Origin of the sequence: Gordonia terrae (assembly GCF_051789125.1) — a bacterium.
In the GTDB taxonomy this organism is placed as follows: domain Bacteria; phylum Actinomycetota; class Actinomycetes; order Mycobacteriales; family Mycobacteriaceae; genus Gordonia; species Gordonia terrae_A.
On the sequence record NZ_CP196526.1, the window covers coordinates 3,714,138 to 3,735,604 of the forward strand.

20 protein-coding genes are annotated in these 21,467 nt (G+C 68.3%); 12 read left to right on the forward strand and 8 right to left on the reverse strand.

The features are described 5' to 3' along the window. Window positions 1–26: 26 nt before the first annotated feature. From ACSUZC_RS16935 to ACSUZC_RS16955, 5 genes are all read right to left on the reverse strand, one after another. The gene (locus ACSUZC_RS16935; RefSeq protein WP_439029659.1) at window positions 27–1,490 is read right to left on the reverse strand and encodes an FAD-binding oxidoreductase; all 1,464 of its coding nucleotides are present in this window, start codon (window positions 1,488–1,490) and stop codon (window positions 27–29) included. After that, complete coding sequence (locus ACSUZC_RS16940) at window positions 1,471–2,124, reverse strand: SDR family oxidoreductase (RefSeq protein ID WP_439029660.1); 654 nt, start codon at window positions 2,122–2,124, stop codon at window positions 1,471–1,473. Before ACSUZC_RS16940 ends, ACSUZC_RS16935 begins: the two co-directional genes overlap by 20 nt. 149 nt (window positions 2,125–2,273) lie before the next feature. Beyond that, entirely contained in the window at window positions 2,274–2,552 is a 279-nt protein-coding gene (locus tag ACSUZC_RS16945; RefSeq protein WP_439029661.1) for a GlsB/YeaQ/YmgE family stress response membrane protein, read from the reverse strand. A 216-nt stretch (window positions 2,553–2,768) separates the two neighbouring features. Continuing rightward, a complete protein-coding gene (locus ACSUZC_RS16950) occupies window positions 2,769–3,224 on the reverse strand; it encodes a lipoprotein LpqH (RefSeq protein WP_439029662.1) in 456 nt (151 codons plus the stop codon). Between the two features lie 135 nt (window positions 3,225–3,359). Then, window positions 3,360–4,226, reverse strand: a complete 867-nt coding sequence (locus ACSUZC_RS16955; RefSeq protein WP_439029663.1) for a ParA family protein — start codon at window positions 4,224–4,226, stop codon at window positions 3,360–3,362. 314 nt (window positions 4,227–4,540) lie between these two features. On the opposite strand from ACSUZC_RS16955, the gene ACSUZC_RS16960 reads away from it, so the two are divergent. The 4 genes from ACSUZC_RS16960 (at window position 4,541) to ACSUZC_RS16975 (ending at window position 8,766) form a co-directional block, all read left to right on the forward strand. Beyond that, window positions 4,541–5,179 (forward strand): hypothetical protein, encoded by a 639-nt coding sequence (locus ACSUZC_RS16960; RefSeq protein WP_439029664.1) that lies wholly within the window; start codon window positions 4,541–4,543, stop codon window positions 5,177–5,179. Between the two features lie 182 nt (window positions 5,180–5,361). Further along, entirely contained in the window at window positions 5,362–7,197 is a 1,836-nt protein-coding gene (locus tag ACSUZC_RS16965; RefSeq protein WP_439029665.1) for a hypothetical protein, read from the forward strand. Continuing rightward, window positions 7,197–7,442, forward strand: a complete 246-nt coding sequence (locus ACSUZC_RS16970) for a hypothetical protein (RefSeq protein WP_439033158.1) — start codon at window positions 7,197–7,199, stop codon at window positions 7,440–7,442. The genes ACSUZC_RS16965 and ACSUZC_RS16970 overlap by 1 nt, the downstream gene beginning before the upstream one ends. Continuing rightward, the gene (locus ACSUZC_RS16975) at window positions 7,417–8,766 is read left to right on the forward strand and encodes a hypothetical protein (protein ID WP_439029666.1); all 1,350 of its coding nucleotides are present in this window, start codon (window positions 7,417–7,419) and stop codon (window positions 8,764–8,766) included. The genes ACSUZC_RS16970 and ACSUZC_RS16975 overlap by 26 nt, the downstream gene beginning before the upstream one ends. A gap of 123 nt (window positions 8,767–8,889) precedes the next feature. On the opposite strand, the gene ACSUZC_RS16980 is transcribed toward ACSUZC_RS16975, so the two are convergent. Continuing rightward, window positions 8,890–9,090, reverse strand: coding sequence for a hypothetical protein (locus ACSUZC_RS16980; RefSeq protein ID WP_238422554.1), 201 nt, complete (start codon window positions 9,088–9,090; stop codon window positions 8,890–8,892). A gap of 86 nt (window positions 9,091–9,176) precedes the next feature. After that, entirely contained in the window at window positions 9,177–9,650 is a 474-nt protein-coding gene (locus ACSUZC_RS16985) for an NUDIX hydrolase (protein WP_439029667.1), read from the reverse strand. 84 nt (window positions 9,651–9,734) lie between these two features. Here ACSUZC_RS16985 and ACSUZC_RS16990 point away from each other — a divergent pair, with 84 nt between their 5' ends. The 8 genes from ACSUZC_RS16990 to ACSUZC_RS17025 all read left to right on the forward strand — a co-directional run bounded on the left by ACSUZC_RS16990 (window position 9,735) and on the right by ACSUZC_RS17025 (window position 19,910). After that, window positions 9,735–10,922 (forward strand): pyridoxal phosphate-dependent aminotransferase, encoded by a 1,188-nt coding sequence (locus tag ACSUZC_RS16990; RefSeq protein ID WP_439029668.1) that lies wholly within the window; start codon window positions 9,735–9,737, stop codon window positions 10,920–10,922. A gap of 35 nt (window positions 10,923–10,957) precedes the next feature. Next, window positions 10,958–12,154 carry a serine hydrolase domain-containing protein gene (locus ACSUZC_RS16995; RefSeq protein WP_439029669.1) on the forward strand — a complete coding sequence of 399 codons (1,197 nt, stop codon included), beginning with the start codon at window positions 10,958–10,960 and terminating at the stop codon, window positions 12,152–12,154. A gap of 197 nt (window positions 12,155–12,351) precedes the next feature. Continuing rightward, window positions 12,352–13,734: an FAD-binding oxidoreductase gene (locus ACSUZC_RS17000; RefSeq protein WP_439029670.1), complete on the forward strand. Its 1,383-nt coding sequence runs from the start codon at window positions 12,352–12,354 to the stop codon at window positions 13,732–13,734. A gap of 32 nt (window positions 13,735–13,766) precedes the next feature. Then, window positions 13,767–14,933 carry a helix-turn-helix transcriptional regulator gene (locus ACSUZC_RS17005; protein ID WP_439029671.1) on the forward strand — a complete coding sequence of 389 codons (1,167 nt, stop codon included), beginning with the start codon at window positions 13,767–13,769 and terminating at the stop codon, window positions 14,931–14,933. A 208-nt stretch (window positions 14,934–15,141) separates the two neighbouring features. Beyond that, window positions 15,142–16,992 (forward strand): acyl-CoA dehydrogenase, encoded by a 1,851-nt coding sequence (locus tag ACSUZC_RS17010; protein ID WP_439029672.1) that lies wholly within the window; start codon window positions 15,142–15,144, stop codon window positions 16,990–16,992. A gap of 64 nt (window positions 16,993–17,056) precedes the next feature. After that, window positions 17,057–17,818 carry an SDR family NAD(P)-dependent oxidoreductase gene (locus ACSUZC_RS17015; protein WP_439029673.1) on the forward strand — a complete coding sequence of 254 codons (762 nt, stop codon included), beginning with the start codon at window positions 17,057–17,059 and terminating at the stop codon, window positions 17,816–17,818. A 96-nt stretch (window positions 17,819–17,914) separates the two neighbouring features. Continuing rightward, window positions 17,915–18,427 carry a PH domain-containing protein gene (locus ACSUZC_RS17020; protein ID WP_439029674.1) on the forward strand — a complete coding sequence of 171 codons (513 nt, stop codon included), beginning with the start codon at window positions 17,915–17,917 and terminating at the stop codon, window positions 18,425–18,427. Beyond that, a complete protein-coding gene (locus tag ACSUZC_RS17025) occupies window positions 18,414–19,910 on the forward strand; it encodes a PH domain-containing protein (RefSeq protein WP_439029675.1) in 1,497 nt (498 codons plus the stop codon). Before ACSUZC_RS17020 ends, ACSUZC_RS17025 begins: the two co-directional genes overlap by 14 nt. A 9-nt stretch (window positions 19,911–19,919) precedes the next feature. Here ACSUZC_RS17025 and chrA read toward each other — a convergent pair whose 3' ends face one another. Next, window positions 19,920–21,329 (reverse strand): chromate efflux transporter, encoded by a 1,410-nt coding sequence (gene chrA / locus ACSUZC_RS17030; RefSeq protein WP_439029676.1) that lies wholly within the window; start codon window positions 21,327–21,329, stop codon window positions 19,920–19,922. Window positions 21,330–21,467: the final 138 nt, after the last annotated feature.

Genomic DNA, 21,467 nt, shown 5'->3' on the forward strand with positions numbered 1-21,467 from the left:
GCGCCGTGTTCGCCACACCGGTCCGCTCAGGCGAACAGCACGCCCGGGTTGAGCCGACCCCGCGGGTCGAGCGCCGCCTTGATGGCACGCATCGTGGCGAGATCCGTGGCGTCGCGACCGAGATGCGTCCAGGCGGCCTTGGCACGGCCGATGCCGTGTTCGGCGGCGATGCTGCCCCCGTGGGCGGTGACGATCCCGAAAACCCGATCGGTGAAGCCGTCGGCGTTCTCGGGCGGGACGTCGAGCAGGTTGACATGGATGTTGCCATCCCCCACGTGTCCGAAAAGCACCGGGCGACAGGGCGAATCGCCACCTTCGCCCACCGCGCCCAACTCGTCGAACACCTCGGCCAGGGCTCGGATCGGCACGGAGATGTCGAGTTTGACCACCGGTGTCGCGCTGGATCGGGCGATCGACTCGGTGTGCGCTTCCCGCGCACCCCACAGTGCACGGGCAGGGGCCGGCTCGAGCACCGCATCGATCAGGCCTCCGGTCGCCTGCAGCAGTTCGACGGTCGCGGACTCGACGTCGCCGGTGCCGGAGACCTCGAGCAGGGCGTAGTAGGGACCGGGCGTCGCGGTGGGACGGCGATGACCATGTGCCGCGACCAGCGCGATGCCGGCCTCGGTCATCAGCTCCGCAGCCTCGACGGTGAGACCTCTCGACGGCGCCGCACCGATGAGCTCGACCGCGTCGGCAACACGGTTGATCGCCGCAACCGCGACAATCGCCTTTCGTGGTGGCACGACGAGCCGGAACAGGACGCGCGTGACCACCGCAAGGGTTCCCTCGCTGCCCGTCAGCAACCCGGGAAGGTCGTATCCCACATTGTCTTTGACGAGCGGCGTCCAGCGTCGCAGTATGCGCCCGTCGGCCAGCACCGCCTCGATCCCGAGCACCTGGGCACGGGTGTTTCCCCGCCGGATCATGCGGATGCCGCCGGCGTTGGTGGACACCACACCACCCGCGGTGGCACTGTGCCGAGACGCGAGGTCGACCCCGAACGCGAGGCCGGCGGTACCGGCCCGGGCGTCGATGGCCTCGACGGTCGCGCCGGCCTGGGCGCCGACGCATCGGCCGATGACGTCCACGTCGTCGATGTCGGTCATGCGCACGGTCGAGATCAGGATCCGGGGACGTGAACCCGCGTGCGCCGGCGGTACGGAACCTCCCACCAGGCCGGTGTTCCCGCCCTGGACACAGATCTCCGCGTCGACACCGGCGCATTCGACGACCACCCGGGACACCTCGCCGGTGGTACGCGGCCGGACGACGGCGTCGGCCTGACCCCGATGACGGCCGGTCCAGTCGATCAGGAATCCCGCCATGGCACCGGGGTCGGTGACGACGTGCGCATCGCCGGTGATGTCCCGCAGCCGGGACAGGAGATGGTCGAGCCCGCGCCTCGGGTTCGAGACCACCCCGGCCCGCGCCTCGCCCGGCGCGGGCCCGGCTCCGTTGTCGGCTCCGTCAGATCCTGGCGACGGCATCGGCGATCGGGGTGTCACCGTCGTTGAACTCGATGACCTTGTGCGCGGTCTCGGGGCGCGCGAGGACCTCCGCGGCCACCTGGGCCACGTTGTCGCGACTCACCTCGTCGCCCTCTGTGCGGTCGCCCCCGATGGTGACCTCGCCACTGCCGTCGTCATCGGTGAGTCGGCTCGGCCCGAGGATCGTCCATTGCAGGTCCGTGGACTTGAGGTAGGTGTCGGCGGCTGCCTTTGCCTCCGCGTACGCGTGGAACGAGTTGTCCTCGGGGACTCCGTGATCCGGCCCGGCACCGAAGTAGGACACCATCACGTATCGGTGCACGCCGGCCCGGACCGCGGCGTCCATCGAGCGAATCGCCGCGTCCCGATCGACGCTGTAGGTCCGTGCCTGGTCACCGCCACCCGCCCCGGCCGACCACACGACGGCGTCGTGCTCGGAGATCGCGGTCGCGATCCCGGTGGTGTCGAGTGTCTCGATGTCGGCGACCACGGGCACCGCACCGGTCGCGGCGACGTCGGCCGCGTGTTCTGGGTTTCGGATGATCGAGGTCACCTGGTCGCCGCGGGCGGCCAGAATCGTCGCCAACCGCAACGCGATCTTGCCGTGTCCGCCGATGATCGCCACTCGAGTCACTGGATGCTCACTTTCGTCTGGTCACTTGCGGGTCGCTCGGTCTCCACCCAACGTACGCACACCGATGGCGGGTACAGCCCGGATACGACTCCGCCCCGGTCGGGCACACCGTGTGAGGTGTGCCCGACCGGGGCGGAGACGACGAGCTGTCAGACGCGGGTTCGACGACCGCGACCGGTCACCAATCCGACGAGCAACAGCAGGATGCATGCACCGGCGAGGCATGTGACGAAGCTGAAGATCCAGCCGGCACCCTCCACGTCGACACCGAACAGTTTCAGCAGCCAGCCCCCGAGCAGACCGCCGATGACACCGACCACGATGTTGAGGATGATCCCCTGCTGTGCATCGGTCTTCATGATCTTGCTGGCGATCCACCCGGCGAGTCCGCCGATGATGATCCACGCGATGATGCCAATTCCCAGCATGTCTGCCTCCTGATGGTCGTCAATTCCGATGTGCGTGTCGTCGGACTCATGACGGTCCGTCGACTCGCTACACAGCGGAAGCTACCCAGAAGGAGGTGTCCTCACACCTGCCCGCCGAAACTGTGTGCACATCGACACCGCGACCGTGACCCCAGCGAGATCAGCGGCGGATTCAGCCGGCCAGCGCGACGATGTCAGGGGCAGATCAGGGGCAGATCAGGGGCAGGTCACCTTGATCTCGTAGGCCTTCGTCACCGGCTGGGTCGGGTTGGCGAGATCGATGCCCGACGCCTCACCGGAGACCGTGTAGGTATCTCCGTCCTTGGTCACCTCGGCACTGCCCTGCCCGGCGCCCTTCTGGTAGCCGAGGGTCACTCCGTCCAGAGACCCGAGGCCCACCGACTCCACCTCGGGCGAGTCGCCGGAGGTGAGCACCACGCCGATTCCCGAGGTGCCGGACCCGGAACCGATGCCGATCGTGACCTTGCCCGCGGTGTCGGTGCAGCCCACGGTCTTGTCCGACAGTTCGAGCTCCTTGCCGTCGACGGTGACCGAGGCCTCGGCGTCGGTGCTTCCCGACGATGACGACGACGAGTCGTCGGAACCGCACGCGGTGAGAGCGACGGCCACTGCCGCCGCGCCGAGGATCGAAGTGATGTGCACCTTGCGCATGATGGGCGCTCCTGTGGAGTCGTGGAGGGCGCCGCCGGTCGGCGGCTGAGATGAATTTAGATGCTCGACCCCGCGCTTCGGCGTCGGTTGTGTGAATGGCATCACCGATCTCGGGGCGACGTCGGCGGTCCGACCTCACGCCGGTGCTGCGAGCTTGGCCTCGGCCTCGACCATCACCGCTCGGGTCAGATCCCGGAACTGTTCGAAGTGACCGTGGTATCCGTACTTCGCGCGCAGGCTCGGCCAGGCCGCGAAATCTGCGGCGGCACCGATCGCGTTCGACTCGTGCAGATAGGCCGGCAGAACGTTCTGGATGGTGGGGTCTCGACGGAGACGGCGAACCGTCTCCTGATGCAGCGTCGACGCCGGCCGGTACTTCGAGATCACGACCCCGAGTTCGACGATCTCGCGGCCGAGTTCGGCGCCGAAGTCGGCGACCTGCCGCTGGATGTGGGGAATCGCGTAGGTGGACAGGACGTCCGGGATGGTCGGGATCAGGTAGCCCGCGGCCATCGCCAGTCCGTTCAGGCTGAACGGACCCACGTTCGGCGGACAGTCGAGGAGGACGTAGTCATAGTCGTCGATGATCGGGGCGAGCGCGGTGCGCAAGGCCTCGACGCCGGCCAGATGATCATCGGCGGCCACCCGATACGCGCTGAGTTCCTCGGCGAGTTCGATGAGGTCCAGCGACGAGGGCAGCAGGTCGATCCCCACCAGCCCGTCGACGGACGACACGTCTCGCTGAACGCTGCGGGCGAGGTCGAACGACCGGGTGCCGTCGAGGACGTCGGCGAACAGAGCGGCGACGGTGTGTCGTCGCGCGTTGCATTCGGCCCACCGCTCCTGTCCGATCATCATCGTCGTCAGGTTGGTCTGGGCGTCGAGGTCGACCAGGAGCACCTTCTTGTTGTGGATCCCGGCGAGGAAATCCGCGAGACCGGCCGTGAGCGTGGTCTTCCCGACCCCACCCTTGAGGCTGATGGTCGCGATCACCGTCGGCATGGGGTCCCCGGTCTGTTCGGTCGGCCTGCGTCGGGGTCAGACTACCGAGCTGACGCCCAGCCCACCGCGCATTGCCACCGGTGCTCCGCGGCCCGGAAAGGCTCAGAAATCCCTCCGTTTGTCGGCCCTCATTCTGCCGACATTCCGGAAATCTGTCAGAATGGCCGTGCCGACCCTCGGCGAAGAAATAGGAATAAGCTCGTCGGCTCGATTCCGGATACCTTTCTTCGGTATTCGTCCCGAATTCACGTTGTCGGCCGACGCAGAAGCCCCGGACAATGCCGTCGACCCCCTCGCGGGGAAAGGACAATCGCATGAAGACCCGATTCCGTAGGATTTCCGCCGGCGTGGCATTCGGTGCCGCCGCGATCGTCGGGACCGCCCTCGCGCCTGCGGCGTCGGCCGCGCCCACCGATGTCACCGCGTCACCCACGGTGTCCGGAAACACCGTCTCGCTGACGGTCACCAACAATGCCGCCAAGCGCATCGGTTGTGAGATCTTCGGTGTTCGCGCAGGTGACGCCCCGTCGCAGGTCGTGTTCGGTTATCAGACACCCGAAGAACTCGGCGCGCTGATCTCGCCCGGTTCCTCGAAGTCGGTGCCGCTGCGCCTCTCTCAGGGCACGCCGCCCGCGCCGACCGGTTCGACGACGATCCCCGACGGGACATACGACGTCTACTGGGGATGCACGACGATCACCCTGCCACCGGGCAGTGGTGCCAGTGAACAGTTCTGGGGCACCAATCCGCCGCTCACCGCCATGACGCCGACCGCGGAGCCCATCCGTGTGTCGGTTCCGGGCGACAAGACCACAACTCCCGCCCCGGCGCCCGTGAACCCGTCGATTCCCGGCCTACCGAGTATTCCGGGCCTCCCGCCCATTCCGCAGATCCCGGGGGTCGAATTGCCTGAGGAGATCTGCGCGATCTCCTCGTGCGCACCCGTCCGCTGACGGACGGCGACACTCCGACCGACTGCCCACCCGAAAACCACCCCGACACCGCCCCGCGAGCGCATCTGCGGGGTGGTTTTCGGGTTGCGGGGACGCCGGGTCCGATGCCGGCCGATGGACCAGAACATCCGGTTTGGTCGATCGGCTTCCGATACCCGGGTGAGGTTGTGCATACTTCGACCATGACAACACGCGATGGCACGCCTCTCCAGCTGGCCGCCGAGGGCGGCGGAGCGGCGCTCGACCAGGTATTTCTCATGTCCGCGGTCGCCGCCGTCGTGTCGGTCGGTCTGCTCTGGATCGGCTACCTACACCGCGCGCACAAGATCACCTGGCTGACCACCCTGTCGGAGTGGGCCGCGCGACGCGTCAACCGCCCACCGTGGGCTGCGCTGCCGATCTTCCTGTTCACCAGCACGATCATCTGCGCCCTGTTCGGTTTCCTCTGGGACGTCAGCCTGCACATCGGCGACGGCCGCGACGAGGGTCCGCTGGCCAACCCCGCGCACTACTTCATCCTGGTGGGCCTGTTCCTGCTGTTCATCTCCGGCATGCTGTCGGTGTTCCTGCCCTTCGACAAGCCAGGCCGCTCGGCGGTCCGGATCACGCGGCACTGGTACGCCCCGGTGGGCGGAATCCTGTTGGCCGGCTGCGGCTTCTACGCTCTGCTCGGTTTCCCGCTGGACGACGTCTGGCACCGCATCTTCGGTCAGGACGTCACGCTGTGGGGGCCGACGCATCTGATGCTCATCGGCGGTGCGGGTCTGTCGCTGATCGCGGTCGTCATCCTCGACCGTGAGGGCCGGGCCGCGATGGGTCCCGATGCACCGGCGGACGGACGCATGCAGTGGCTCGTCCGGTGCCTCGCCTTCGGCGGCCTCGTCATCGGCATGTCGGTCTTCCAGATCGAATACGACTTCGGCGTCGAGCAGTTCCGTCTCGTGCTGCAGCCGATGATGATCGCGGGCGCGGGGGCATTCGCGCTGGTCGCCGCACGGATCACCCTCGGGCCGGGCAGCGCCCTTGTCGCCGCGGTGTTCGCGATCCTGCTGCGCGGCGTGGTGGCGGTCGTCGTCGGCCCCGCGCTCGGCGCACCGATCAACGTGTTCCCGCTCTATCTGGGCGCGGCGGTGGTCATCGAACTGCTCGCGCTGACCCCGCTCCTCAAACGGCGTGTGCTCTTCGGCGCCGTCGCCGGTCTCGGTGTGGCGACGCTCGGACTCTGGATCGAGTCGTGGTGGATCGCCGCGGCCTATCCCTTCCCGTGGGTTAGCGGAATGTGGGGAGAGGCACTGGCCATGGCCATCCCGGTGGGTGTCGTGGCCGGTGTGTGCGGCGGCCTGCTCGGCATCGTCTCGGTGGGCGAGCGGCTGCCCCGACGCTGGATCAGCGTCACCGCGGTGGTGCTGTCGGTGGTCGTGATCGGCGGTGCCGTCGCGAACGGCCTGCGTGTGTCCGTCCCCGCGGAGACGACCGCGCGGATCGTCCTGGCACCCGCCGGACCCAACGAAGCCGCCGACCAGAACGTCACCGCCGACGTGTATCTCGACCCGACGGACGCGGTGAGCGACGACCCCGAGTGGGTCACGCTCATGTCGTGGCAGGGCGGGATCGACAACGATCGGGGCATCGTCATCGACCGACTCGACCGGGTCGGTCCGAACCACTTCCGGTCCACGGCACCGATTCCGGTGTCGGGTTCGTGGAAGACGATCCTGCGGGTTCAGGACGGGACCACCATGGCCGGTGTGCCGGTGTATCTGCCCGCGGATCCGGCCATCGGGGCCGAGGGCGAACCGGCGGAGGCGACCTCGACGAAGCCGTTCGTCGCCGAGATCTCGATCCTGCAGCGCGAGCGCAGCTTCGACCACCCGGCCTGGTTGTTCGGCGCCGCGTCCCTGGTGGTGCTCGTGTGTTCGCTGTTGCTCATCGCGGCACTGTCGTGGGGAGCCGGACGGGTCAATGCTCGCGAGGCGACCTCCGGCGCGCGGGAGCCCGAGTTGCAGCCACAGCCGTGATCGGCGGCGCCGCACCGGAACCCACTGTCGTCGATCTGGCCACCCATCCGCTGATCCTGGCCCTGCCCGCGGTCATTCCGGCCTTCCTGCTGGTGGGCGTCATCGTCGTGATCGCGATCGCCGACCGCAGGCGCGGGGACGACGAGGACGAGGATCAGGACGACTCGGCCGGTCCTGCCGGGCCCGCCGGCCCCGACCCATCGATCCGGAACGAGGCCGATGACCCCGACCGCGAGACCGACTGACACCCTCCTCGCCCATGGACTGGGCGGCTCGGAGTTCCTGCCGGTCCCGCTGACCGCGGTGTTGATCGGCGGGGCGTGGGCGTTGACCATCTCCTTCGCGGTCTTCGCCTTCGCCTGGCGCACACCGCGGTACGGCCGGCCCGAGGTCGGTCGGGCTCTGCCCGACCGGGTCACGACGACCGTGGACAACCGGTGGGTTCGCGGCGTGATCTCAGCTGCCGCACTGGCCCTGACGCTGTGGCTCGTCGTCGCCGCGTTCGGTCCGGACACCGACGACAACCCGCTCACCGGCGCGTTCTACGTGCTCCTGTGGGTCGGCATGATCGTGCTGTCGACCCTCATCGGACCGGTGTGGCGACTGCTGTCACCGATACGAACCGTCCTCCGGGTGGCACGAGGGGTCTTCGGTCCCCGCGTCGTCGGCCTCCGGGACTATCCCGCGCGCCTCGGATGGTGGCCGGCCGCGTTCGGACTGTTCGCCTTCGTCTGGCTCGAGCTCGCCTCACCGGAGCCGAGTTCGGTGTCCTCGGTGAGGATCTGGCTACTGTGCTACGTGGCGATCACCCTGGTGGGTGGCATCGTGTGTGGGCTGCGGTGGACCGAGAACGCCGACCCGTTCGCGGTGTACAGCACCGTCGCGTCGCGGCTCTCCCCGTTCGCTCGCACCACCGACGGACGCGTGATGCTGCGCAGCCCGATGAACTCGCTGACCACGCTGCCGGTTCTGCCCGGTAGTGTGGCCGTTCTCGCGATCCTCCTGGGCTCCACCGCATTCGACAGTTTCTCGGCGTTCCCGATGTGGCAGGACGTCGTCGCCGAGAGTGCCGGTGACGACCAGGCGATCGCCACCCTCGTCAGCACAGCCGGGCTGCTGGTGTTCGTCGGCGTCGTGGCGGTGACCTTCTGGTCGGCCGCACGCGCGGTCGGCGGCGTGAAGCCCGATCTGCGGCGGCAACTGCCGGGGTTGATGGCGCACTCGCTGGTCCCGATCGTCATCGGCTACATCCTCGCGCACTATCTGCAGTCGCTCGTCGAGCAGGGCCAGGAGGCCGTTCTCGCACTTGCCGATCCGCTGGACCGGGGCTGGAACGTGCTGTGGCTCGGCGACGCCCATCCCGTGTACGTGATGTCGGATCATCCGACGGTGACGGTGACGCTCAAGGTGTTGTTCGTGGTCGGCGGTCACATGATGGGGGTTGCGGCCGCGCACGACGCCTCGCTGCGACTCCTCCCCCGCCGGCACCAGCTGACCGGGCAGCTCACCATGATGGTGACGATGGTCTTCTACACGTTCCTGGGTTTGTATCTGCTGTTCGGAGGCTAGCGGTCCCGCCGGCGTGCCGGGTGCAGTCGCGCGGCTCCCGACCTGAATCCCGTTGCGGTGATCGCGGTTTCCGGGACAGTTCGCGCCGCGGTCCTCGCCGGGGTCGTCGACCCGGTGGATCGCTCAGTAGGTCGTCGGCGGCGTGCCCTTCTTGTTCGAGCGGAACAGCATGTAACCGCCGTAGAGGGCGAGTGCGACGAGGGCGATCCAGAAGAGTCCCTCGAGCAGCGGGCCGAGGACGGCGAGTGCGATCAAGGCGATCGCGATGATGCCGAGGACCTTCCAGAAGGTCATACCGGATGTGGTGTTGGTGGATGTGCTCATGAGCCCAGTCTCCGCCGCGGGCGGGCCGAAATCGACACCTGACGCCACATCTGGGGCGAACTTCAGGGACTTCCCTGAGGCAGCCCCTACCGCTGGAACCACGCCTGGTCGTTGCCGCTGAGCGCTTTGTCGATCCGCAGTCGAGACGTGTCGCTGAGATTCTCGGGCAGGGCTGCGGGATCGAACCACGCGACGTCGGAGTTCTCGTCGTCAGCAGCGCGCGGCTGACCGTCGACGTGCCGGGCGAGGAAGCAGACATCGAGGTATCGCGTCTGATCGCCGTTCGGGTAGGTGATGAGCGGGGTGACGTCGACGCTGGTCAGCCGGACGATCTCGACGGTGACGGCGGTTTCCTCGGTCACCTCGCGCAGCGCGGCGTGCGCCGGTTCCTCCCCCGGCTCGAGCACACCGGACACGACGGCCCATTGCCCGTTGTCGACACGTCGGGTGAGCAGAATCCGCCCGGCGTCGTCGAGGACGACGACGCTGACGCCGGACAGCCAGAGCTCGCGGTGACCCAGCTGGGCACGCAGGTCGCGGATGAATTCGGGAATCGGCACCCTCACATCCTGCACGTCCGCGCGGACCCACGCCGGGGAGGTGTCGTCGCGGGGCGATTCGGGAGAACGCGCACAATGACAGTCATGAAGATCTCCCGACGCGCCGAAGGGATCGCCCCGTTCTATGCGATGGAGTTCGCGAAGAAGGCCGCCGAACTCGAGGCGCAGGGCCATGCGGTCGTGCGCCTGAACATCGGCGAACCCGACTTCGGGCCACCGCCGGCCGTGCTCGCCGCGGCGCGGGAGGCTGCCGACGGGCGCCCGCTCGCCTACACCGGCGCGATCGGCCTCCCTGAACTGCGGACGGCGATCGCGGACTTCTACGGCCACCACTTCGGCGCCTCGGTCGACCCGTCGCGGGTCGCCGTCACCGCCGGCGCGTCGGCCGCGCTGCTGATGGCCTGCGCGGCGCTCGTCGATCCCGGCGACGAAGTCCTGATCGGCGATCCGTCGTATCCGTGCAATCGGCAGTTCGCCCATGCCTTCGGGGCGCGCGTCACCCTCCTGCCGACGACACCCGCGAGTCGTTTCCAGCTGACCTCCGCCGAGGTCGACGCCGCGTGGAACGCCGACACCCGCGGGGTCATCGTCGCCACGCCGTCGAATCCCACGGGCACCTCGATGCCGTACGACGAACTCGTCACGATGTGCGACCTCGTGGCCGACCGCGGCGGATGGTCGATCGTCGACGAGATCTATCTCGGACTGTCGGACCCGGCACCCGACGGCCGTCCGCCGCGCAGCATCTTGGCCGCGGATACGCCCGGTGTGGCCGAGACGGTCGTCATCAACAGCTTCTCCAAGTACTTCGGCATGACCGGATGGCGATTGGGCTGGTGCATCGTGCCCGACGACATGGTGCCGGTACTCGAGCGGCTGGCCCAGAACTTCTATGTCTGTCCGCCCACCCCGTCCCAGTACGCGGCCCTCGCATGCTTCACCCCCGAGTCGTTGGCGGTGGCCGAACAGAACCGCCGGGAGTTCGCACGCCGCCGACAGCTCGTCGTCGACGGACTGGCCGCCATCGGCCTCGACGTACCGGTGATTCCCGACGGGGCCTTCTACGTCTACCTCGATGTCGGCGCCACCGGGATGACGTCGGCGGAATTCTGCGACCGTGCGCTCGCCGAGGCGCACGTCGCGCTGACCCCGGGCAAGGATTTCGGCGTCGACGGCGCCGACCGCTACGTGCGGCTGTCCTATGCCGCCTCCACCGAAGATCTCACGCTGGCGCTCGACCGGCTCGCCATCTTCCTCGGCACCCGTCTCTGACAACCACGATCCACCAACGACATCGGAGTCACTCCATGACCTCTGCCCCCACCGATCGCCTCACCACCGCGGCAGGACGCGTGCTCGACGAATGGGTGCAGGGTGAGCGACGCGTGCCGGGCGTCGTCGCCGGGGTGACGACTCCCGAGCGGACCGTGTTCCTGGACGCATCCGGTGTCCGGGCGCTCGACGACGAGCAGCCGATGACCGTCGACACGGTGTTCGCGATCTTCTCGGCCACGAAGGCGATCAGCGCGACCGTCGCACTGCAACTCGCCGAGGAGGGCGCCCTCGACCTCCACGCCCCCGCACGGTCCTACGTACCCGACATCGGTGAGCTCCAGGTGATCGACGGGTTCGACGACGACGGCCGCCCGCGTCTCCGTCGACCCGCCTCCGACATCACGACACACCAGTTGCTCACGCACACTGCAGGTTTCAGCTACGACTTCTTCAACGAGACCTATCGTCGCCTGACTGCGGAGCACGGCGTTCCCGCCGTCGCCACGGCGACCAGGGCGTCGTTGCGCACCCCGCTGCTGTTCGACCCCGGCACCGAGTGGGAATACGGCTCCGGACTCGACTGGGCCGGACTGGTCATCGAGGCCGCCGCCGGGGGTCGTCTCCGCAAGGTGATGGACGATCGGGTTCTCACACCACTCGGCATGTCCGACACCGGCTTCGCGCTCTCCGATGACGCCCGACGCAGACGGGCGGTCCTCCATATGCGCAAACGAGGTGAGCTCGTGCCCAACCACCGTTGGGAGCAGCCCACCGATCCCGAGATCGACATGGGCGGGCAGGGCCTGTACTCGACTGTTCCGGATTATCTCCGATTCCTGCGGATGTGGTTGCGGGGCGGCCGTTCCGACAGCGGCGAGCAGATCCTGCGTCCCGACACCGTCGAGGCCGCCTTGCGCAACCAGATCGGGAACCTCAGTGTGCGACGCCTGCCCGGCGTCATCCCGCCCTTGAGCCACGACGTCGAATTCTTCCCCGGCACAACGAAATCGTGGTCCTATCCGTTCATGATCAACGACGCCGACGCGCCGACCGGCCGCCCGGCCGGGTCGCAGTCGTGGGCCGGACTGGCCAACCTCTACTACTGGATCGACCCGCGCAACGGTGTCGGCGGGTTCTGGGCGTCGCAGGTCTTTCCGTTCTTCGACCCCGCGGCGGTCGACGCATATCTCGACTTCGAGTCGGCCACCTACCGCGCCCTGACCGATTGACTGCATGAGCTTCTCCGGTGCCGTAAGTCCGGGACCGCGCGCGGGTGACCGGCTGCGCCACCCCCCAGAGTTCTGGGGAGGGGTTGCGTCCAGAACTCTGGCGAACGCATTTCCCGCGTTCGAGGGATGGCGGGAACAAAAGGGACTCAGCCACTCTGAGTCCCATGAACGCCGTCCCGACCCCCGAAGGAAACACCGTGTCCATCACCTCCGAACCCATCGACTCCACCGACTTCGACGCCCTGCTGTCCACGGTCGCCGGCCCCGTACTGACCCCCACCGACGAGGGTTACACCGCCGAGCTGTCCGGATTCAACCTGGCCGCGATACCGGCCGCACAGGTCGTCGTCGGCGCGACCGGCGCCGCCGATGTCGCAGCGGCGGTGCGGTACGCCCGCTCCGCCGGTCTACGTGTGGGTGTGCGCGCCACCGGCCACGGAATGCCGATCGAGGGACGGGGCACGCTCGTCGTGACGACGTCACGCATGACCGCCGTCGAGGTGGACCCGGTGGGCAGGACCGCCCGGGTGGAAGCAGGCGCACGCTGGCGCGACGTCGTCGCCGCGACCGCGCCCCATGGTCTCACCGGATTGGTCGGCTCCTCGTCCTCGGTGGGCGTCGTGGGTTACACCCTCGGCGGCGGCCTCAGCCCACTGGGTCGTCGATTCGGTTATGCCGCAGACCATGTGCGTTCCATCGAGCTCGTCACCGCGGACGGCATCATCCGCACGGTCGACGCATCGGCCGGGTCCGACCTGTTCTGGGCACTCCTCGGCGGCCGCGACGGATTCGGCATCGTCACGGCCATCGAGTTCGATCTCGTCGACCTTCCCACCTTCTACGGGGGCGGCATCTTCTTCGCCGGCTCCGCGGCTTCAGACGTTCTGCACGCGTGGCGGGAATGGGCACCCACCCTTCCCGAGGAGGCCGGGACATCCATCGCGATCCTGCGACTTCCCCCGGACCCCAACCTGCCCGCACCGCTCCAGGGCCAGATCGCGGTGCACCTCCGATACACCCACACCGGTGACCCGTCGACCGCAGCCGCACTGCTGGCGCCGATGCGGTCGGCGGGCCCGATCCTGCTGGAGAACATCGACGTCCTGCCGACTGCCGCGCTCGACGCGGTGCACATGGATCCGCCCGGGCCGATGCCGAGCGCCGAACGCGGGTGTGCACTCGCCGACCTCCCGGCCGCCGCCGTCGACGCCCTGCTCGCCGTCGCCGGGCCACACGTGGCGAGCCCGCTCGCAATCGTCGAGATCCGACTGCTCGGAGGCAGGTTGCGCCAGGCCCAGCGCGTGCCCAACGCAGTCACCGGCCGGGACGCCGCGTTCGTCGCGCTCGCGGTCGGTGTACCCGCGGGGCCGCTCGGCGACCAGGTCGGCGCGCACCTCGCCGCCGTCAACGATGCGCTCGCCGGCCACGCGTGCGGGGCGCTGCTGAACTTCTCCGGACGATCGGCCACCGAACGCGCCGCCCTGTGGCCCGACGATCAGCGGATGCGATTGGAGACCATCCGGCGTCGCCACGACCCGAGCGGTGTCCTCCAACCGAGTGATCCCACGATTGTGGGATAGACATCACCGCAGCTCACGCCGACAATTGTCGAATGACATCGAGTCTGACCGCCGAGCGTGTGCGCCGCGACATCGAGGTCGTGGCCCACGCCGGCCTCACACTCGACGATTTCTTCGCCGAGACCGTGGCCTCGCTCGGCCGCGCGGTGCCCGCCGACGCCTTCTGCATCGGCACCTTCGATCCCAACACCGTGCTCCTGACCAGCGCCCGCAAATACGGCGCGCTGCTCGGCCAGGACCACCGCGACCCCGACTGGGGTCTCCTCGAATACGGTCAGGTGGAGCCGACCGCGTTTCGCCAGATGGTCACCGAGAAGCGCGACGCCGTCGGGATGAAACTGCTGGAGCGAAGTGCGGCAGAACAGTCGAACCGCATGTCGCAGTTGATGATCCCGGAGTACTGCTTCCACGACGAGGCGAGGCTCGTGTTGCGTGACGGGGCCCGGGCGTGGGCCGGTATCTCGCTGTTCCGCAGCGGCTCCGGATGCCGACCGTTCGATTCCGACGAAGTGGAGTTCCTGGCCTCGCTGTCGCGCACACTCGCGCACGGCGTCCGGGTCGGTCTGCTGAGCAGCGTGGTCGCCAACATGCCGAACGCGCCTGCTCCCGTTCCGGCGGCCGTGCACGGTCCGGCGGTGCTGATCATCGACCGGGACAACGAAGTGGTCCAGATGAGCGCCGGCAGCCGCGAACGCATCGACGACCTGTCGTCCGGCCCGAACGGTGCGGCGGTGATGAACCCGATCTACGGCCTCATCGGCGCGGCGCGGCGTTACGGGACGGGCGAGTCCACGGTCCCGCCGCGACTCCGGGTGCGCGGCGCCTCGGGCATGTGGCTGGTCATCCACGCCTCGCCGCTGTCGTCGGCCGACGGCCGGGTGGGTGAGGTCGTGGTGACGATCGAGGAGGCCCGTCCGCCCGAGATCATCCCGCTGGTCGTCGAGGCCTTCGGGCTCACCGCGCGTGAGCGAGACGTGACGCAGATGGTGCTGCAGAGTGTCGCGACCAAGGACATCGCGACGGCACTCCACATGTCTGCCTACACCGTGCAGGATCACCTCAAATCCATCTTCGACAAGGCCGGCGTCCGCAGCAGGCGCGAGCTGATCGCCCGCATCTACTTCGATCAGTACGCGCAGCGTCTCAACGATCCGGTGTTGCCTTCCGGGTCTTTCGCCGAGCCGGCACAACCCGCCTAGCCGAGCCCATTCGCGTTGGGCATCTCGCGCGGCGACCCACCCCGAGATCAGGGAGTTCGGCATCGACGTGTAGTGCCCGGTCACCCGGTCGCCCCTATGTGTTCGGGCCGGATCTTTCGGCATCGGCGGGCGGAGGCATGATGGACGGAGCCGGACGCGGACGCCACAGTTTCAGATGGTCCGCCGGCCCGATCGACGAGGAAGTGCGATGACCACACCCATGTCCCGGCAAGACCTCGAGTTCCTGCTCTACGAATGGCTCGACGTCGAGGCGCTGACCTCACGAGACCGCTTCTCCGCGCATTCACGCGACACCTTCGACGCCGTTCTCGAACTCAGCGCCGACCTCGCCATGAAGTGCTTCGCACCGGCCAACAAGATCGGCGACGCCAACGAGCCGTACATCGGCGCCGACGGCAAGGTCGTCCTGCCCGACGAGGTGGTCTCCGGACTCGCCGAGTACCGCAAGGCTGGTCTCATCTCCGCCTCCTTCGACGAAGAACTCGGCGGCATGCAACTGCCCACCGTCATCCGGCAGGCGTCCGCCGTCTGGTTCCAAGCCGCCAACGCCGCGATGTCGTCGTACAACTTCCTCACCGTCGGCAACGCCAACCTGCTCGCCGAGTACGCCACCCCCGAACAACTCGACACCTGGGTCCGTCCGCTGGTCGAAGGCCGCTTCTCGGGCACCATGTGCCTGTCCGAACCGCAGGCCGGCTCGTCACTGGCCGACATCACCACCAAGGCCGAACCGGCCGGCGACGGCACCTACCGGATCACCGGCACCAAGATGTGGATCTCGGCCGGCGACCACGAACTCACCGAGAACATCGTCCACCTCGTGCTCGCGAAGATCCCCGGCGGCGGCCCCGGCGTCAAGGGCATCTCGTTGTTCATCGTGCCCAAGTACCTCGCCGACGGCACCCGCAACGACGTCGCACTCGTCGGCCTCAACCACAAGATGGGCAACCGCGCCACCACCAACACCCTGCTCAACTTCGGCGACGGCACCTTCGCCTCCGACCCCGCTCCCGGCGCTGTAGATGATCAGCCCGCTCGCTCCGCTCCCGGCGCTGCCGACGACCAGCCCGCTCGCTCCGCTCCCGGCGCTGTCGGCTACCTCGTCGGCCAAGAACACCGCGGCCTCTCCTACATGTTCCACATGATGAACGAAGCCCGGATCGGCGTCGGATTCCTCGCCACCGCACTGGGATACGCCGGCTACCGGGCGTCACTGGATTACGCCAAGGTGCGCACACAGGGCCGGCCTGTCGACCAGAAAGATCCTGCGACCAAACCGGTTCCGATCATCGAACACGCCGACGTCCGACGCATGCTGCTGGCCCAGAAGTCCTACGTCGAGGGCGCATTGGCGTTCGGGCTGTACTGCAGCACCCTCGTCGACGAAGCGGCCACCACAGACGACGCCGACGAACGCGCCCGGTTGAACCTGCTGCTCGAGGTACTCACCCCGATCGCCAAGAGCTGGCCGTCGCAGTGGTGCCTCGAGGCCAACAGTCTCGCCATCCAGGTCCTCGGCGGCTACGGCTACACCCGCGAATTCGACGTCGAGCAGTACTACCGCGACAACCGCCTGAACCCGATCCACGAAGGCGCACACGGCATCCACGGCATCGACCTGCTCGGCCGCAAGGTGATCATGCAGGGCGGGGCCGGACTCGCCGCGCTCGCGGAGACCATCGGCGCCACGATCACCCGTGCACGCGAGGTCGACGCGGCCTCCGGTTACGCCGACGCCCTGCAGTCCGCCGTGGACCGCCTGGTGAAGGTCACCGCCCACATCTGGTCGGCCGGCGACCCCAAGCTGTCACTGGCCAACGCCACGATCTACCTCGAGACCACCGGGCACATCGTCCTGGCGTGGGTGTGGCTGGAGCAACTCCTGGCCGCCGACGGCCGCACCGGCGACTTCTACGAGGGCAAACGCGCTGCGGCGCAGTACTTCTTCCGGTACGAACTGCCCAAGACCGGCCCGCAGCTCGACCTGCTGACGGCTCTCGACAGCACGACACTCGATGTCGAACCGGCCTGGTTCTGACGAGTTCCACCCCACGGCCGGCGCACCGCGCCGGCCCATCGGCGAGTATGCAAGGGAGACAACGATGTCCGTGATGGATCTGTTCGACACCACCGGCAAGGTGGTCATCGTGACCGGCGCGTCGTCCGGGTTGGGCGTCTCGTTCGCGCGCGGCTTCGCCGAGGCCGGCGCCGACGTGGTCCTCGCCGCCCGCCGGGCGGAGAAGCTCGCCGACACCGCGGCCGCCGTCGAGGCCCTGGGCCGTAAGGCACTCGTGGTGCCCGCCGACGTCGCCGAACCCGAACAGTGCCAGCGCGTCGTGGACGCCGCCATGGAGACGTTCGGCAAAGTCGACGTACTCATCAACAACGCGGGCGTCGGGACCGCCTACCCGGCGACACGCGAGACCCCGGAACAGTTCCGAGGCGTCATCGACGTCAACCTGAACGGTTCGTACTGGATGGCCCAGGCCTGCGGGCGGGTCATGCAGCCGGGAAGCGCGATCATCAACATCTCGTCGATTCTCGGCATCACCACCGCCGGGTTGCCGCAGGCGGCGTACGCCGCGAGCAAGGCCGGCGTCATCGGCCTCACCCGCGACCTCGCCCAGCAATGGGGCGCGCGCAAGGGCATTCGGGTCAATGCCATCGCCCCCGGCTTCTTCGAGAGCGAGATGACCGACACCTACCAGCCCGGATACCTCGACTCGCAGATGCCGCGAGTCCTGCTCGGCCGCACCGGCCACGGCGAAGAACTCGCGGCCACCGCGATCTGGTTGTCCTCGGCCGCCGCCGGATACGTCACCGGTCAGACGCTCCCCGTCGATGGCGGGATCACGGTCACCTAGGCCCCACCCGGGATTTCGTAGCAAAAGTGCGCGCTATAAACCATCTCTCGCTACGGAATCGGGGGGCAGGGTTCTCCCACCCCTAGACTGACGGCAATGGACCCTTCATCTAGGCCACAGCTGCACCCGACCCTGCGCGAGCCGGTCAACCGAGTCGACCCGCGCGCCAAGACCCTGTGGCGCATCGGCCCGCTGGTCCTCGGTGGCGCGGCCTTCGTCGCCGCCGTCGTCGTGGCCGTCGTCGTCGATGAGGCCCGCTGGGCCGCCGTGCTGGGCTCCGTCGCCATCGCCGTCCTGACCGCCGCCTACATCGCGGTTGTCCCGCAGTGGCGCTACCGCTTCCATCGATGGGAGGTCAGTGAGGACGCGGTGTACTCGCAGTCGGGGTGGTTCGTCCGGCACCGGGTGATCATCCCCATCGCGCGGATTCAGGTGGTCGACACCGAGGCCGGTCCCATCGAACAGTTCCTCGGGCTCGCGAAGCTGACAGTCACCACCGCGTCGTCGGCCGGGACCATTCACATCGTCGGGCTCGACGCCGAGGTCGCCCGCACGACCGCCGCCGATCTGACCATCCGCACACAGGCTTTCACCGATGACGCCACCTGACCGGTTACACATCGCCACCGCCGACGAGTGGCATCGGCTGTCGCCGTGGATGATGGCGGTCAAGCCGGTCGAGCTCCTCCCCTCGTTGGTGCCGGTTCTCATCGCCCTCGTCTTCGCCGGGCAGGGGGCGCCGCTGTTCACCATGATCGCGACAGCCGTGATCGTGCCCCTCGTCACCGTCGTCCCCTGGCTGACGACGCGGTATCAGGTGACCGACGACCATGTCCGGGTCCGGAGCGGACTCGTCACCCGCCGCGTCGCCACCGCACGCCGGGACCGCATCCGCAGCGTCGACCTCACCGCTTCGCCGGTCCACCGGCTGCTGAAACTCCAGAAGGTCAAGATCGGCACCGGTGGCGACGACGAGTCGTCGGCGGTCACGCTCACCGCCCTCCCCATCGACGAAGCACGGGCGCTGCACGACAATCTGATGGCCACCCGCCCCCACAGCGTGGCGCCGACGGCAGGGGGTACCGAGGCCCCGGCGTCGGCCCATCACGACTCCGAGGTGCTGGCCCGGTTCGAGACGTCGTGGCTCCGGTACTCGCCGTTCTCGGTCGCGGGACTCGCGCTGGCCGCGGGCGCCGCAGGTCTCGCCGCTCAGATCGCCAACGACGCCGGGGTGTTCGCCAACGGCATCGGGATCGCGCGCGACGCGTTCGACGCGGTGCGCCAGACCGCCATCGGCCTGGTGATCGCCGGCGCGGCGCTCGCCGTCATCGTCGTGGGCGCGATCCTCTCGGTCCTCGCATACGTGCTGAACTATTGGAACTTCCGGCTCATCCGCCATCCCGACGGAACCCTCCGGACCGAGCGCGGCCTCCTCACGACCAACGCGATCAGCTTCGACGAGCAGCGGATTCGCGGCAGCCACCTCATCGAACCCGTGCTGATGCGACCGCTGAAGGGTGCGCGCCTGAACGCGATCGCGACGGGCAGCACCAAACATCCTCTGCTGCTCCCGCCCGCCCCGATCGACGAGGCCATGCGTGTTGCCGGTCTCGTCACCCACGAGCAGGCCGAGCTGACGACACCCCTGGTCCGACACGGTCGTACCGCATCGCTACGACGTCTCAACCGCGGATTCCTGTTCGGGGCGATCGTGTGTGCCGGCCTCGTCGTCGCGGTCGTCGCAGGCGCCCTGCCCGCTCCCTGGGTGGCGGCGGGTGTCCTGGCCGTTCTCGTCTCGACCGCGCTCGGCGGTGTGCGTGCCCGCCATCTGGGACACCGGGTCACCGCACGCTCGGTGGTCATAGCGCCACCGACCGTCGCCCGGCAACGCATCGTCATCGATCGCGACGGTGTGCTCGGCTGGGCGAGCCGATCGTCGATCTTCCAGCGCCGCAACGGAGTCAGCACCCTGATCCTCGCCACCGCCGCGGGTGCCGAACACTATGCGCTCGTCGACGTCGACGAGGAGACCGCGGCGAGCGTCGCCCATGACGTGTCGCCCGACTGGATCCGACCCTTCCTGACGTCCTGACCGCGACTGTCAGTTCAACGGCAGACCGACTGCGGCAGCGAGTAGTCCGAGCACCGCGCAGATACCGAGCGTGCGGAGGACGGACTGTTTGAGCGGGTAAATGAGGACGAAGGCGATCACGGTGATCACCACCGCGAGCGGTCGAAGGGTGTCGAGATGCGGGACCGCGAGATGCAGTGGTCCGGCGGTGACGATCGTGGTGTCGCGGAAGAGCGTGTGCAGGGCGAAGTAGAGCGCGAGATTCGCGATCACGCCCACCACGGCAGCGGTGACACCGTTCAGCGCGGACGTGAGATGCCGGTTGTTGCGGAGCTTCTCGATGAACGGCGCACCGAGGAAGATGAACACGAAACTCGGCACGAAGGTGACCCAGGTGGTCAGCAGCGCGCCGATGGTCGCCGCGACCCAGGGATCGAGTCCGCCGGGATCGCGGTAGGCGCCGAGGAACGCGACGAACTGGACGACCATGATCAGCGGGCCGGGCGTCGTCTCGGCGAGTCCCAGTCCGCGCACCATCTCGCCGGGGGTCACCCAGCCGTAGACGTCGACCGCCTGCTGGGCGATGTAGGCCAGGACGGCGTAGGCACCGCCGAAGGTGATCAGCGCGGTCCAGGTGAAGAACGTGCCCTGCTGGGTGAACACACTGCCCGCCCCGGTGGTCGCCACGACGATGCCCATCGGGATGACCCACGCCAACGCACCGACACCGAGCACGACCCCGGCGCGCCGCCAGCTCGGGGAGGCGGTGTGGATCGCGTCGTCGGCGATGATCGGCGTAGGCCCGTCGTCGGACACATCCGCTCCGGCGGTGACCCGGTGACGGCCGGTCAACCAGCCGATGACGCCGGCCACGACGATGACGATCGGGAAGGGCACGGCGAACACCGCAAGCGCGATGAACGCGGTGACGGCGATCGCGATCTGCACCGGTCCGACGAGTGCCCGCTTGCTGACCCGGGTGACCGCCTGGGCGACGATGGCGAGCACCGCAGGGCCGATTCCGGCGAACAGCGCGGCCACGATGGTGGTCGCCCCGAAGGCGACGTAGATGGCCGACAGCCCCAGGATCGCGATCGCGCCCGGCAAGACGAAGAGGATGCCGGCGATCAATCCTCCGGCGGTGCCGTTGAGCAGCCAGCCGACGTAGATGGCGAGTTGCTGCGCCTCGGGACCGGGCAGCAGCATGCAGTAGTTCAGTGCATGCAGGAATCGACGCTGGCCGATCCAGCGCCGGTCGTCGACCAGCGCACGCTGCATCACCGCGATCTGGCCCGCGGGACCTCCGAAGGTCTGCAGCGAGATCAGGAACCACGCCCAGGTCGCGGTGCGTAACGACACCCCAGCCGACGGGTCGCCGGCACGGTGTTCGGGATCAGCGGGTATCGAACTCGGCGTGGTGTCCGGGCTGTCCGACGTCATCGTGTGATCTTCTCCTGCGGTCTCGATGGATCATTCTCGGGCGGTCGCTTTCCCGGACGTTGGCATGCAACCACGGTTACATTTGATTTGTCCAGGGCCGGACGCGGTTGGTGCGCGAGGTCACCGGCCGCATCCAGC

Coding starts and splice junctions, on each gene's coding strand:
- ACSUZC_RS16935 (WP_439029659.1), bottom strand. CDS start 1,490: ATGCCGTCGCCAGGATCTGACGGAGCCGACAACGGAGCCGGGCCCGCG.
- ACSUZC_RS16975 (WP_439029666.1), top strand. CDS start 7,417: ATGACCCCGACCGCGAGACCGACTGACACCCTCCTCGCCCATGGACTG.
- ACSUZC_RS17025 (WP_439029675.1), top strand. CDS start 18,414: ATGACGCCACCTGACCGGTTACACATCGCCACCGCCGACGAGTGGCAT.
- ACSUZC_RS16960 (WP_439029664.1), top strand. CDS start 4,541: ATGAAGACCCGATTCCGTAGGATTTCCGCCGGCGTGGCATTCGGTGCC.
- ACSUZC_RS16955 (WP_439029663.1), bottom strand. CDS start 4,226: ATGCCGACGGTGATCGCGACCATCAGCCTCAAGGGTGGGGTCGGGAAG.
- ACSUZC_RS17005 (WP_439029671.1), top strand. CDS start 13,767: ATGACATCGAGTCTGACCGCCGAGCGTGTGCGCCGCGACATCGAGGTC.
- ACSUZC_RS17015 (WP_439029673.1), top strand. CDS start 17,057: ATGTCCGTGATGGATCTGTTCGACACCACCGGCAAGGTGGTCATCGTG.
- ACSUZC_RS16945 (WP_439029661.1), bottom strand. CDS start 2,552: ATGCTGGGAATTGGCATCATCGCGTGGATCATCATCGGCGGACTCGCC.
- ACSUZC_RS16950 (WP_439029662.1), bottom strand. CDS start 3,224: ATGCGCAAGGTGCACATCACTTCGATCCTCGGCGCGGCGGCAGTGGCC.
- ACSUZC_RS16965 (WP_439029665.1), top strand. CDS start 5,362: ATGACAACACGCGATGGCACGCCTCTCCAGCTGGCCGCCGAGGGCGGC.
- ACSUZC_RS16990 (WP_439029668.1), top strand. CDS start 9,735: ATGAAGATCTCCCGACGCGCCGAAGGGATCGCCCCGTTCTATGCGATG.
- ACSUZC_RS16980 (WP_238422554.1), bottom strand. CDS start 9,090: ATGAGCACATCCACCAACACCACATCCGGTATGACCTTCTGGAAGGTC.
- ACSUZC_RS16995 (WP_439029669.1), top strand. CDS start 10,958: ATGACCTCTGCCCCCACCGATCGCCTCACCACCGCGGCAGGACGCGTG.
- ACSUZC_RS17010 (WP_439029672.1), top strand. CDS start 15,142: ATGACCACACCCATGTCCCGGCAAGACCTCGAGTTCCTGCTCTACGAA.
- chrA (WP_439029676.1), bottom strand. CDS start 21,329: ATGACGTCGGACAGCCCGGACACCACGCCGAGTTCGATACCCGCTGAT.
- ACSUZC_RS17020 (WP_439029674.1), top strand. CDS start 17,915: ATGGACCCTTCATCTAGGCCACAGCTGCACCCGACCCTGCGCGAGCCG.